This is a genomic window from Franconibacter daqui, assembly GCF_014644275.1.
GTDB lineage: Bacteria > Pseudomonadota > Gammaproteobacteria > Enterobacterales > Enterobacteriaceae > Franconibacter > Franconibacter pulveris.
In genome coordinates this window covers 19,683-32,650 of sequence record NZ_BMKJ01000005.1, presented here as the reverse complement: position 1 = coordinate 32,650, position 12,968 = coordinate 19,683, and the positions used below count along the sequence as shown (strand labels likewise).

At 57.4% G+C, this 12,968-nt stretch carries 14 protein-coding genes; 3 read left to right on the top strand and 11 right to left on the bottom strand.

What is annotated here, in order from left to right:
- The first annotated feature begins 136 nt into the window (after positions 1 to 136).
- The gene (mltF, locus tag IEX01_RS15845) at positions 137 to 1,726 is read left to right on the top strand and encodes a membrane-bound lytic murein transglycosylase MltF (protein ID WP_188724156.1); all 1,590 of its coding nucleotides are present in this window, start codon (positions 137 to 139) and stop codon (positions 1,724 to 1,726) included.
- Here the strand turns inward: mltF and tadA are convergent.
- The 4 genes from tadA to murQ all read right to left on the bottom strand — a co-directional run bounded on the left by tadA (position 1,617) and on the right by murQ (position 5,099).
- Positions 1,617 to 2,120: a tRNA adenosine(34) deaminase TadA gene (tadA, locus tag IEX01_RS15840; protein WP_188724155.1), complete on the bottom strand. Its 504-nt coding sequence runs from the start codon at positions 2,118 to 2,120 to the stop codon at positions 1,617 to 1,619. The two genes, mltF and tadA, sit on opposite strands and share 110 nt — an antisense overlap.
- A gap of 65 nt (positions 2,121 to 2,185) precedes the next feature.
- Positions 2,186 to 2,821, bottom strand: coding sequence for a phosphatidylglycerophosphatase C (yfhb, locus tag IEX01_RS15835; RefSeq protein ID WP_024558774.1), 636 nt, complete (start codon positions 2,819 to 2,821; stop codon positions 2,186 to 2,188).
- Positions 2,822 to 2,824: 3 nt separating this feature from the next.
- The gene (locus tag IEX01_RS15830) at positions 2,825 to 4,192 is read right to left on the bottom strand and encodes a PTS transporter subunit EIIC (RefSeq protein WP_028019761.1); all 1,368 of its coding nucleotides are present in this window, start codon (positions 4,190 to 4,192) and stop codon (positions 2,825 to 2,827) included.
- A 13-nt stretch (positions 4,193 to 4,205) separates the two neighbouring features.
- A complete protein-coding gene (gene murQ, locus IEX01_RS15825; protein WP_024560695.1) occupies positions 4,206 to 5,099 on the bottom strand; it encodes an N-acetylmuramic acid 6-phosphate etherase in 894 nt (297 codons plus the stop codon).
- A gap of 120 nt (positions 5,100 to 5,219) precedes the next feature.
- Here murQ and IEX01_RS15820 point away from each other — a divergent pair, with 120 nt between their 5' ends.
- Positions 5,220 to 6,068, top strand: a complete 849-nt coding sequence (locus IEX01_RS15820; protein ID WP_024558777.1) for a MurR/RpiR family transcriptional regulator — start codon at positions 5,220 to 5,222, stop codon at positions 6,066 to 6,068.
- Between the two features lie 56 nt (positions 6,069 to 6,124).
- The gene (locus tag IEX01_RS15815; protein ID WP_188724154.1) at positions 6,125 to 6,385 is read left to right on the top strand and encodes a YfhL family 4Fe-4S dicluster ferredoxin; all 261 of its coding nucleotides are present in this window, start codon (positions 6,125 to 6,127) and stop codon (positions 6,383 to 6,385) included.
- Here the strand turns inward: IEX01_RS15815 and acpS are convergent.
- From acpS to lepA, 7 genes are all read right to left on the bottom strand, one after another.
- Complete coding sequence (gene acpS / locus IEX01_RS15810; RefSeq protein WP_024558779.1) at positions 6,382 to 6,762, bottom strand: holo-ACP synthase; 381 nt, start codon at positions 6,760 to 6,762, stop codon at positions 6,382 to 6,384. The two genes, IEX01_RS15815 and acpS, sit on opposite strands and share 4 nt — an antisense overlap.
- Positions 6,762 to 7,493, bottom strand: coding sequence for a pyridoxine 5'-phosphate synthase (gene pdxJ, locus IEX01_RS15805; RefSeq protein WP_024558780.1), 732 nt, complete (start codon positions 7,491 to 7,493; stop codon positions 6,762 to 6,764). The genes acpS and pdxJ overlap by 1 nt, the downstream gene beginning before the upstream one ends.
- A 74-nt stretch (positions 7,494 to 7,567) precedes the next feature.
- Positions 7,568 to 8,305: a DNA repair protein RecO gene (gene recO / locus IEX01_RS15800; RefSeq protein WP_024558781.1), complete on the bottom strand. Its 738-nt coding sequence runs from the start codon at positions 8,303 to 8,305 to the stop codon at positions 7,568 to 7,570.
- 9 nt (positions 8,306 to 8,314) lie between these two features.
- Positions 8,315 to 9,220: a GTPase Era gene (era, locus tag IEX01_RS15795; protein ID WP_024558782.1), complete on the bottom strand. Its 906-nt coding sequence runs from the start codon at positions 9,218 to 9,220 to the stop codon at positions 8,315 to 8,317.
- Entirely contained in the window at positions 9,217 to 9,897 is a 681-nt protein-coding gene (gene rnc / locus IEX01_RS15790) for a ribonuclease III (RefSeq protein WP_024558783.1), read from the bottom strand. The genes era and rnc overlap by 4 nt, the downstream gene beginning before the upstream one ends.
- Positions 9,898 to 10,068: 171 nt before the next feature.
- A complete protein-coding gene (gene lepB / locus IEX01_RS15785) occupies positions 10,069 to 11,043 on the bottom strand; it encodes a signal peptidase I (RefSeq protein ID WP_024558784.1) in 975 nt (324 codons plus the stop codon).
- 14 nt (positions 11,044 to 11,057) lie between these two features.
- Positions 11,058 to 12,857, bottom strand: a complete 1,800-nt coding sequence (gene lepA / locus IEX01_RS15780) for a translation elongation factor 4 (protein ID WP_024558785.1) — start codon at positions 12,855 to 12,857, stop codon at positions 11,058 to 11,060.
- Positions 12,858 to 12,968: the final 111 nt, after the last annotated feature.

Below are 12,968 nucleotides of genomic sequence, written 5' to 3'. Positions count from 1 at the left end.
ATTGCCCTGCCGTATCGCTCTAATTAGTTGCTATACATCGCTTTGTTACGCAAAATGCCGCTCAGTGTTCACCCCTTATAAGCGGTTTAATAACGATATTTTGCTGAGACCTGAGGCTGCGCAGAGAATTAACTAATTGAAAAAATTAAAGATTAATTATCTGCTCATCGGCATCGTTACTTTGCTGCTGGCAGTGGCGTTATGGCCATCCATTCCCTGGTTCGGTAAAACCGACAATCGCATCGCGGCGATTCAGTCGCGCGGCGTGCTGCGCGTAAGCACCGTTGTCACCCCGCTGACCTACAATCGCCAGGACGATAAAGTCTGGGGTCTGGATTATGAGCTTGCCAGCGCGTTCGCCGACTACCTGGGCGTGAAGCTTCAGGTTACCGTGCGCAAGAACATCAATCAGCTGTTCGACGACCTCGACAGCCAGCGCGCCGACATTCTGGCCGCCGGCCTGGTCTCCAACAGCCAGCGCAGCCAGAACTATCAGGCGGGCCCAACCTACTACTCCGTCTCTCAACAGCTGGTTTACCGCATGGGCAAACCTCGCCCGCGCACGCTGGCGGGCCTGACCGAAGCGCAGCTGACGCTTGCGCCCGGCCACGTGGCGGCGGACGACCTGCTCAACCTGAAAGCAAAAAAATATCCGGATTTGAGCTGGAAAGTGGATGATAAGCGCAACAGCGGCGAGCTTTTACAGCAGGTTGTACAGGGCAAGCTTGATTACACCATTGCCGATTCGGTCGCCATCAGCCTGTTCCAGCGCGTGCATCCGCAACTCGCCGTCGCGCTCGACATCACCGACGAGCAGCCGGTGACCTGGTTTAGCCAGCGCAGCAGTGATAACTCCCTTTCCGCCGCGCTGCTCGATTTCTTTAACCGCATTAACGAAGACGGCACCCTGGCGCGTCTTGAAGAGAAATACCTCGGCCACGGCGAAGGGTTTGATTATGTTGATACCCGTACTTTCCTGCGCGCTATAGACAATATCCTGCCGGAGCTGCAGCCGCTGTTTGAAAAATATTCAGGTGAGATTGACTGGCGTCTGCTGGCCGCTATTTCGTGGCAGGAGTCGCACTGGGATACCCAGGCGACCTCACCGACCGGCGTACGCGGGCTGATGATGCTAACTCGCAACACCGCCCAGAGTCTGGGGCTGACTGACCGACTGGATGCAGAGCAGAGCATCAGCGGCGGTGCGCGCTATTTGCAGGAGATGATGGCGAAAGTGCCGCAGAGCGTACCGGAAGAAGAGCGGATTTGGTTTGCGCTCACCGCCTATAACATCGGCTACGCCCATATGCTGGACGCCCGTGCACTGACGGCGAAGCAGAAAGGCAACCCCGATAGCTGGGCCGACGTGAAGCAGCGTTTGCCGCTGCTGAGCCAGAAGCCCTGGTACAGCAAAACGACCTATGGTTACGCGCGCGGTCATGAGGCTTACGCCTACGTGGAGAATATCCGTAAGTACCAGATTAGCCTGATGGGCTATTTGCAGGAGAAGGAGAAGCAGGCGGCGAAAGCGCAGGCAGAGGCGAAAGCGAAGTCGCAAGCCGAAGCGGAACAGTCGACGATGCCAGCGTCCCTCGCCGCCACGCCGCTATCCTCTTTCATTCCGCTTTACGGGCAGCTTCCTTTAACGCCTTTTTTTCGAGGCGACGCTGGCGAAAAAAATCGCTCAGTAGAGCAGAGCATTCTGGTGCAAGCACCCCTTCAATAACCTGCACCTGGTGGTTCATGCCCGGGTGGCCTGTGACATCCATTAGCGAGCCTACCGCGCCAGTCTTGGCGTCACGCGCGCCAAACACCAGCGTGCCGATGCGCCCATGCACCATTGCGCCGGCGCACATGACGCACGGCTCCAGCGTGACATAAAGCGTCGTGTCCAGCAGACGATAGTTCTGCAGCACCAGTCCGCCCTGGCGCAGCGCCATGATTTCGGCATGCGCGGTAGGGTCGTGACGGCCAATCGGGCGGTTCCATCCCTCGCCAATCACCTGGTTATTGTGTACCAGCACAGCGCCTACCGGCACTTCGCCCTCTTCCCATGCGCGCTTTGCAAGCGTCAGGGCGTGGCGCATCCAGTCTTCATGATTCAGTTCGCTGTCCGACACGGTGTTCTCCGGGGAAATAAGGCGGGCGGCATTATACACACCGTTTCCAGGTTGCGAAACGCGCCTTATTCCAGCTGCTGGAGCTGCCCCTGCGGGGTCACGCGCCAGCGGTGCTGGCAGAAGTAAAGCAGCGGGTTATCCTGCTTGCTGTCGCTGTAACCGCTGTAAAGACGCAGCGGCGTGCCTATCTGCTGTTCCAGCTGCGCCACTTTCTCATGGCCCAGGCAGCGCAGCGTCAGCACCCAGCCGCCGTAGCCGCGCTTCATCTGGCTGGCGATGACGTTTACGCGCGGCAGCCAGGGGGTATCGAAATAGACCCGTTGCACAAGGGATTGCGGCGAGCCGGTAATCAGCCAGACATCGGCATCGGTGCTGGAGAGATAACCGGTGAGGCGCTCATGCACCACGGGAAAGGTGGTCACGTGGCCGCGAAACCAGGTCGCGAACTCCGCCTCCAGCTGTTTTAACCGCGCCTCGCTGTGGCCAAAGGTGCAGCCCCACAGCAGGAGGCTCATCGGCCAGCGAGCGGCGCGGCCTTTTATCAACAGCGCGACGCCGATAACCGGCAAAAGTGGGATTACCAATAGCAGATTGAGCGGCTGGCGACGCAGCAGATAGCGAAGAAAGGCGCCGAACATATCCTGCTGATGCAGCGTGCCGTCCAGATCGAAAAAAACTACCCGTCGCTCGTTACTGGTCAAACTCTACTCCTCTGGATCGTGAAAGCCCATCAGCCAGGTAAACAGGAAACCTGCGATTACCGCTACAAGATAGCCTAACAGATAGAGCATGACTTTTCCGGTCACGATAGTTAATGCCAGCGGCAAACCGGAGATGCCGAAAGTGATAACCGTCGCGACTTTGAAGTAGCTGATAAGCGCGCCGCCCACCGCGCCGCCGAGGCAGGCGGCGATAAACGGCTTGCCGAGCGGCAGCGTGACGCCAAAAATCAGCGGCTCGCCGATGCCGAGCAGCCCTACCGGCAAAGCGCCCTTGATGACCTTTTTAAGCCGCGCGTTGCGGGTTTTTAACAGCACGGCGATGGCCGCGCCTATTTGTCCGACGCCCGCCATCGCAAGAATGGGAAAAAGCGCGTTATAGCCGTGCGCCTGCACCAGCTCGACGTGGATCGGCACCAGCCCCTGATGCAGCCCCGTCAGCACCAGCGGCAAAAAGCTTCCCGCCAGCACCGCGCCTACCAGCAAACCGCCTTTGTCGATGGCAAGCGACGCGCCATGAGCGATGGATTCTGAAATCCAGCCGCCGAGCGGCTGCAGCGCCACGATAGCCAGCGTGCCGGTAACCAGCGTGGTAATAAGCGGGTTAAAGATAAGCTCCAGCGAACCCGGCAGCCAGGCGCGCAGCCGCTTTTCAACCCAGCACATCAACGCCACCACCAGCAGCACGGCGATAACGCCGCCCCGCCCCGGCTGCAGCGCTTCGCCGAACAGCGTTATCTGCGCCAGTTGCGGGCTGGAGAGAATGCCCGCCATAACGCCGCCCATCGCCACCGACCCGCCAAACACCTTCGCGGTGTTCACCCCCACCAGAATATTCATGATGGCGAACACCGCGCTGCCGAAAATGGCCAGCAATCCCAGCAGATTAGGGTAGTGAGTGGCAAAATCGCCCACGATATCGGGGCGTTTCAGGATGTTAATAATGCCAGTGATCAGCCCGGAGGCGATAAAAGCGGGAATCAGCGGAATAAAAACGTTGGCGAGCTTGCGCAGCGCATCACTCATCGGCGCCTTGTAACGCGCTTTCGCCTGCGCCCGGTTACGCTCGACATCATCAAACGCGGCGCTGGACGTATCGGCGCCGGCTATTTGCGCGCGCATCGCATCAACCACCTGCGCGGCGCGGCCCGGGCCGACAATCAATTGATGCTGCTCTCCCTGCTTCACATAGCCGCTGACGCCGGGCAACGCTTTCAGCCGGGCGATATCCAGTTTCTCCTCGTCCTGCACCTCCATGCGCACCCGCGTCATACAATTTTCCAGCCGCAGGATATTACCCTGTCCGCCTACGCCCAGCAGAATATCGCTGGCAAGCGACGCCGTTTTTTCCATCGCCCTTCCCTCGCTATTGTTGTAACGCCGCCCGCAGAAAACCGTTATGCGCCGCCAGACGCGCTTCGGCGGCAGACGCATCCAGACCGGTCAGCACCATCAGGATCGCGGGTTTTACTTCATACCCGGTCTGTTCCAGCACCGCCTGCGCCTCTTCGCGCGCAACGCCTGTCGCTTCCATCACCATGCGACAGGCGCGGTCCACCAGCTTTACGTTGGTCGCTTTCATATCCACCATCAGGTTCTGGTAAACCTTGCCAAATTTCACCATGGCGCCCGTGGAGATCATGTTCAGCACCAGCTTTTGCGCAGTGCCGGACTTAAGTCGCGTGGAGCCGGTAAGGGCTTCTGGCCCCACGACGGGCGAAATCGCGATATCCGCCTCGCGGGCAATCGGCGACGCGGGGTTACAGGAAATCGCCACCGTTTTGCAGCCTGCGGCGCGCGCATATTGCAGGCCGCCAATAACATAAGGCGTACGTCCGGAAGCGGCGAGGCCCACGACCAGATCACGGGCGGTAAGGTTTAACGCTTTAAGATCCTCTTCGCCAAGCTGCGGGTTATCTTCCGCCCCTTCCACCGCTTTTAACAAAGCGCCTGGCCCGCCGGCAATAAGACCCACCACCAGGCCATGAGGCACGCCGAATGTCGGCGGACACTCGGAGGCGTCCAGCACGCCCAGCCGCCCACTGGTGCCGGCGCCCATGTAGATAATGCGCCCGCCCGCTTTCAGGGCGTCGGCGGCGGCGTCCACCGCCTGCGCCACTTCCGGCAGCGTAGCTTTTACCGCCTGCGCCACCCGCGCGTCTTGCTCGTTAAAACGCGTAACCATTTCAAGCGTGGAGAGCGCGTCAAGATCCATGGTTTGTGGATTACGGCTTTCGGAAACCAGCGAGCCGAGATTCATATTGCACCTCTGAATATTTAATTCATAATGATTGCTCTATAATGGAATATAAAATTCAAACAGGCGAGTGAAATTCCCCGTCTCCTTAAAGCGGATCACACTCACCTTCGGAGTGACCTGATGAACTGTCTTATATGCATCCGTCAGCGCTATCCGGGGCTTGCGCAGAGCGACCGCCGGCTGGCGGACTATTTGCTGGCGCAGCCAGACCGCGCACGCCATTTGAGTTCACAGCAACTAGCGGCCGAGGCAGGCGTCAGCCAGTCGAGCGTGGTGAAGTTCGCGCAAAAGCTGGGGTATAAGGGGTTTCCGGCGATGAAGCTCGCTATCAGCGAAGCGCTGGCGACCAGCCCCAATCCGCATTCGATTCCGGTGCATAACGAAATTCTCGGCGACGACCCGCTGCGGCTGGTGGGAGAAAAGCTGATTAAAGATAACGTGGCGGCCATGCACGCTTCGCTTGATATCAACACGGAAGAGAAGCTGCTGGCGAGCGTCACGCTGCTGCGCGACGCCCGGCGTGTAGTGCTGACCGGCATTGGCGCCTCCGGGCTGGTGGCGAAGAATTTTTCCTGGAAGTTAATGAAGATTGGCCTTAACGCCGCCGCCGAGCAGGATATGCATGCGTTGCTCGCGAGCGTGCAGGCGCTGGAGGAAGGCGATTTACTGGTGGCTATCTCTTATTCCGGCACGCGGCGTGAAATCAACCTTGCCGCCGACGAGGCGCTGCGCGTGGGGGCGAAGGTGCTTGCCATCACCGGCTTTAGCCCGAACGCATTGCAGCAGCGCGCAACCCATTGCCTTTATACCATTGCGGAAGAGCAGGCGACGCGCAGCGCCGCTATTTCATCCACCTCTGCACAGATGATGCTTGCCGATTTACTGTTTATGGCGCTGGTGCAGCAGGATCTGGAAAAAGCGCCGGACCGTATTCGCCACAGCGAGGCGCTGGTGAAAAAACTGGTCTGAGCAAGGAATGGGCGTATAATGCCCGCCCTGTTTGTGTTGTTTCTGAGAATTTCCCGATGGCGCTGTTAATCACCAAAAAATGCATCAACTGTGACATGTGCGAGCCGGAGTGCCCGAATGAGGCGATTTCGATGGGAGATGCCATTTATGAAATTAACACCGACCGCTGCACCGAATGCGTGGGCCATTACGACACGCCGACCTGCCAGAAAGTGTGCCCGATCCCTAACACCATCATTAAAGATCCGGCGCACGTTGAGAACAATGAGCAGCTGTGGGATAAGTTTGTCCTGCTGCATCACGCCGATAAGATTTAGCTTTCGATGATTACCGTCGCGCAGGCGTAGTGCCGCTCGTCGGCAAGCGTAACGTGCACTGACGTTACGCCCATCCTCTGCGCCAGCCGCTCGGCTTCATCCCATAATCTCAGTCTGGGTTTCCCTAATTCGTCGTTGAAAACCTCAAACTGGTTGAAGGCGAGCCCGTTGCGAATGCCGGTACCAAATGCTTTTGCCGCCGCCTCTTTCACCGCAAAGCGTTTGGCGAGAAAGCGCACCGGCTGCTGGTGGGCCTGATACTGCAACCACTCGTTGGCGCTAAGCACCCGCTTCGCCAGCCGGTCGCCGGAACGGGAGATGACCGCTTCGATGCGCTCAATCTCCACGATATCGGTGCCAAGGCCAAGAATAGCCATCAGCGACGCGCTTCTATCATCAGGCGCTTCATTTCCGCCACCGCCTCTTTCAGGCCGCTCATGACCGCGCGGCCGATAATCGCGTGGCCAATGTTCAGCTCATGCATCTCCGGCAGCGCGGCGATAGCCTGCACGTTATGGTAGGTCAGGCCGTGCCCGGCGTTCACCTTCAGCCCCTTGCTTGCGGCATAGGTAGCGGCTTTGGCAATGCGATCCAGCTCTTTCGCGCGGGTAGCGTCATCCTGCGCGTCGGCGTAGCAGCCGGTATGGATTTCAATATACGGCGCGCCGACGGCGACAGCGGCGTCGATTTGCTGGTTGTCGGCATCGATAAAGAGCGAAACCAAAATGCCCGCGTCAGCGAGGCGCTTGCAGGCGTCGCGCATTTTGTCGAGCTGCCCTGCCACATCCAGGCCGCCTTCGGTGGTCACTTCCTGGCGTTTTTCCGGCACCAGGCAGCAAAAATGAGGTTGGGTTTCGCAGGCGATGGCGATCATCTCTTCAGTGACAGCCATCTCGAGATTCATGCGGGTGTGGAGAGTCTGGCGCAAAATACGCACGTCGCGGTCGGTAATATGACGACGGTCTTCACGCAAATGAACGGTAATGCCATCCGCCCCCGCCTGCTCGGCGATAAAGGCCGCCTGAACCGGGTCCGGGTACGCCGTACCGCGGGCGTTACGCAGCGTGGCAATGTGATCGATATTAACGCCTAACAGCAGTTCAGCCATGACTATCCTCGTAAATCGGCAAAGTGTGCAGGCAGTTTACACCCGACAGCGAAAAGCTGGCTACGGCTGAGGACTCAAGCCTTATCAGGCGGCGGCGTGAGTGGACGTTTTTTCGGCACAAACTGGCGAAACAGCTCGCGGCTTTTGAGCGGTTTGCCGCCAAGATAGGGCTTAAGCGCCATGCGGGTAAAGCGTTTAGCGGCGCGCAGCGTATCGATATCCGCAAACTCGCGGCTGGCAAGCGCTTTGAGCTGCCGTCCGGTAAAGGTGTTGTGGTCGATAACCACGCTCGCAATGAAACCTTTCTCTTCGCGATAACGGTAGGTCATCTCGTCCGTTACCTCTTCGCCGGTTCCCGCGCAGTGCAGGTAATCAATGCCGTAGCCAAGATGGCCCAGCAGCGCCAGTTCAAAACGACGCAGCGCCGGCTCCGGGGAGCCTGAGGTTCCCGCCAGCGACTGAATGCAGTGAAGATAGTCAAAAAAGAGTTCGGAGAAGCGGGTTTCCGGCTCGAGCACGCGGGAGACGAGTTCGTTGACATAGAGACCGCTGTAAAGCGAAATGCCGGAAAGCGGCAGCGCGAGGGAAACAGCTTCGGCGCTGGTGAGGTTTTTCACCTCTCCTCGCCCGCTCCAGCGCACCAGCAGCGGGGTGAAGGGTTGAAGCGCGCCTTTAAGATTAGAGCGTTTGCGGCGCGCGCCTTTGGCGACAACGCGCACGCGGCCTGCCTCTTCGCTGAAGAGATCAAGCATCAGGCTGGTTTCGCTCCACGGGCGCGCGTGCAGCACAAAGGCGCGTTGCCAGCCTTCCATCAGCGGACCTTACAGGTCGTCTACATAACCGAGACTGCGCAGCGCACGCTCGTCATCGGCCCAGCCCGATTTCACTTTCACCCACAGTTCAAGGTGGACAGGTGCTTCGAACATCTCCTGCATATCCTTACGCGCTTCAATGCCGATGGTTTTGATTTTGGCGCCTTTGTTGCCAATCACCATTTTCTTCTGCCCTTCGCGCTCTACCAGGATAAGGCCGTTGATGTCATAGCCGCCGCGCTCGTTGCTCTGGAAGCGTTCGATTTCCACCGTCACCGAGTAAGGCAGTTCAGCGCCAAGAAAACGCATCAGCTTCTCACGGATGATTTCCGAGGCCATAAAGCGCTGGGAGCGGTCGGTGATGTAATCTTCCGGGAAATGGTGAATCGCCTGCGGCAGATGTTTGCGCACAATGCCAGCGATAGTGTCTACATTCATGCCCGTTTCAGCAGAAATCGGCACAATGTCGAGGAAATTCATCTGACTTGCCAGGAACTGCAAATGCGGCAGCAGATCGGCTTTTTCTTGTACGTTGTCGACTTTATTCACCGCGAGAATAACCGGCGCTTTGCCGTCGCGCAGCTTGTTGAGCACCATTTCGTCGTCCGGCGTCCAGCGCGTGCCTTCAACCACGAAAATAATCAGTTCGACATCGCCGATTGAGCTGCTCGCCGCACGGTTCATCAACCGGTTGATGGCGCGTTTCTCTTCCATATGCAGACCCGGGGTATCAACATAGATAGCCTGGTACGGGCCTTCGGTATGGATGCCGACAATGCGGTGACGCGTGGTCTGCGCTTTGCGGGAGGTAATAGAGATTTTCTGCCCAAGCAACTTGTTCAGCAGGGTGGATTTGCCAACGTTCGGACGACCAACGATGGCGATAAATCCGCAATAGGTTTGTTCTTCGCTCATTCCAGCTCCAGTTTTTTCAGCGCCTGTTCGGCGGCAGCCTGCTCCGCCTTGCGGCGGCTGGAACCCGTGCCAACCACCGGTTCACTCAGGCCACTGACCTGGCAGTGGATAGTAAATTCTTGATCGTGGGCTTCACCACGCACCTGCACGACCAGATAAGAAGGCAGCGGCAGGTGGCGCCCCTGCAAATATTCCTGCAGGCGGGTTTTCGGATCTTTTTGCTTATCGCCCGGGCTGATTTCGTCCAGACGTTTTTGATACCAGGAGAGAATAAGGCGCTCGACGGTCTGGATATCGCTGTCGAGAAAAACACCGCCAATTAGCGCTTCTACGGTATCGGCAAGAATCGATTCACGACGAAAACCGCCGCTTTTCAGCTCGCCCGGCCCAAGGCGCAAACATTCGCCCAGTTCAAATTCGCGAGCGATTTCCGCCAGCGTATTGCCGCGTACGAGCGTCGCGCGCATGCGGCTCATATCGCCTTCATCTACGCGCGGAAAGCGATGGTAGAGCGCATTCGCGATGACGAAACTCAAAATGGAGTCACCCAGGAACTCCAGACGCTCATTATGCTTGCTGCTGGCACTGCGGTGGGTTAATGCCTGCTGCAACAACTCCTGATGATGAAAAGTGTAGCCCAGCTTTCGCTGCAGCCGATTAATTACGATGGGGTTCATGCGATACCAATTAATGAATGCGTCAACAATGCAGCACACGGAACAGGGCTGAAAAGGAATCAAAGCTGTTTCGTGTGCCGTGGCTCCCTTACGGGAGCCAACCTGAAAACTCGGGGGAATATTCTATACAGAACGACAGGGGATGTCGTTAGTCTGAATGGATTTAATTGATCAATGGATTCCGCCAATACGGCTCAGTCGAACGCCGGTTGGCCATTCGCCTTCCTGCTTCTCAAAACTCATCCAGATGGCGGTGGCTTTTCCGACCAGATTTTCTTCCGGCACAAAACCCCAGTAACGGCTGTCGGCGCTGTTGTCGCGGTTGTCACCCATCATGAAATAGTGACCCGGCGGCACAATCCAACTGCCTAACTGCTGGCCCGGCTGCTGAAAGTAAATACCCAGTTGATCCTGTGCGATAGGCACCATCAGAATGCGATGCGTCACGTCACCCAGCGTCTCTTTACGCTCAGTCAGACGAATGCCGCCTTCGCGACTTTCGTTTTTCGGCACGTTAAAGAAGCCGCTGCTGGCTTCACCGCCGTTGCGACGCGAGAAAGTCTGCACAAAATCGCCTGGCTCCACGTTGGAATAGGTGACCGGCAGCGCGCTGCCACAAGCCTGGCCGGAACTGCAGTTCGGCTCGATAGTCACCTGCTTGGCGACCGGATCATAGCTGACTTTATCGCCCGGCAGACCTACCACGCGTTTAATGTAATCCAGACGCGGATCTTCCGGATATTTAAAGACCGCGATATCCCCACGCTTCGGATGACCAGTTTCGATCAGCGTTTTTTGGTAGATCGGATCTTTAATACCGTAAGCGAATTTTTCCACCAGGATAAAATCGCCGATCAGCAGCGTCGGCATCATAGAGCCCGACGGGATCTGGAAGGGCTCGTAGATAAACGAGCGCACGATCAACACGATCGCCAGCACCGGGAAGATGGACGCGCCCGTTTCCAGCCAGCCCGGTTTCGGGCCGACTTTTTTCAGCGTTTTGGTATCCAGCTCTCCGCCAGAGGCAGCCTGCGCCGCCGCCTGACGTTCGCGGCGTTTTGGTGCGAAGACAAATTTATCCAGACACCACAAGATGCCCGTGCCCAGCGTGGCAATCACGAGGATCAGGGCAAACATATTCGCCATGCCAACTCCTTAGGTTATTTGCTGTCTTTACCCACATGCAGAATGGCGAGGAACGCTTCCTGCGGCAGTTCGACGTTGCCGACCTGCTTCATACGCTTCTTACCTTCTTTCTGTTTCTGCAACAGTTTCTTCTTACGGCTTACGTCACCGCCATAGCATTTTGCCAGAACGTTTTTACGCAGCTGTTTTACCGTGGAGCGAGCAATAATATGGTTGCCGATAGCCGCCTGAATCGCGATATCGAACTGCTGACGCGGAATCAACTCTTTCATCTTTTCCACCAGCTCGCGACCGCGGTATGGCGCGTTATCGTTGTGGGTGATGAGCGCCAGCGCATCGACGCGCTCGCCGTTGATAAGCACGTCCACACGCACCATGTTGGATGCCTGGAAGCGTTTGAAGTTGTAGTCGAGCGACGCATAGCCGCGCGAGGTGGACTTCAGGCGGTCGAAGAAGTCGAGCACCACTTCCGCCATCGGGATTTCATACGTCAGCGCAACCTGATTGCCGTGGTAAACCATGTTGGTCTGCACGCCGCGTTTCTCCACGCATAGCGTAATGACGTTGCCGAGGTATTCTTGCGGCAGCAGCATATGACATTCAGCAATCGGCTCACGCAGCTCGTTGATGTTATTCAACGGCGGAAGCTTGGACGGGCTGTCGACGTAAACCACTTCTTTGTTTGTCATCTCCACTTCATACACTACGGTCGGCGCCGTGGTGATGAGGTCGAGATCGTACTCACGCTCCAGACGCTCCTGGATAATCTCCATGTGCAGCAGGCCGAGGAAGCCGCAGCGGAAGCCGAAGCCCAGCGCGGTAGAACTTTCCGGCTCATAGAACAGGGAGGCGTCGTTCAGGCTCAGCTTGCCGAGCGCGTCGCGGAAAGCTTCGTAGTCGTCAGAGCTGACCGGGAACAGGCCCGCATAAACCTGCGGCTTCACTTTTTTGAAGCCTGGCAGCGCTTTATCCGCGGGGTTTCGCGCCTGCGTCAGGGTATCGCCTACCGGCGCGCCGAGAATGTCTTTGATGGCGCAAACCAGCCAACCTACTTCGCCGCATTTCAGTTCAGTACGATCAACCTGCTTCGGCGTGAAGATGCCCAGACGGTCTGCGTTATAGGTCTGCCCGGTGCTCATGACTTTGATTTTGTCGCCTTTGCGCAGGGTGCCGTTTTTAATACGCACCAACGAAACCACGCCAAGGTAGTTATCGAACCAGGAGTCGATAATCAGCGCCTGCAGCGGCGCGTCCGGGTCGCCTTCCGGCGGCGGGATGTCGCGCACCAGACGCTCCAGCACATCCTGAACGCCCACGCCGGTTTTAGCCGAGCAGCGCACGGCGTCGGTAGCGTCGATGCCGACGATATCTTCAATCTCTTCCGCTACGCGCTCAGGATCGGCCGCCGGCAGGTCGATTTTGTTGAGCACCGGCACAACTTCCAGATCCATTTCGATGGCGGTGTAGCAGTTGGCCAGCGTTTGCGCTTCCACGCCCTGACCGGCGTCCACTACCAGCAGCGCGCCTTCACACGCGGCCAGCGAGCGAGAGACTTCATAAGAAAAGTCGACATGGCCTGGGGTATCGATAAAGTTCAGCTGATAGGTCTCGCCATTAGAAGCTTTATAATCAAGCGTGACGCTTTGCGCTTTGATTGTAATGCCGCGTTCACGTTCGAGATCCATTGAATCAAGCACTTGCGCTTCCATTTCGCGGTCGGAGAGGCCACCGCAAATCTGGATAATACGGTCAGACAGCGTCGACTTACCGTGGTCAATGTGAGCTATGATGGAAAAGTTGCGTATGTTCTTCATATAGTGAGATTTTTGTGCCTTAAAAATGCTCTGGAGGCCTCGCGCAACGCGCTGTACTGAGCCTGATAATAGTGGCTGTCTTCTGCCTGAAACGCTGCATTCTACACTACA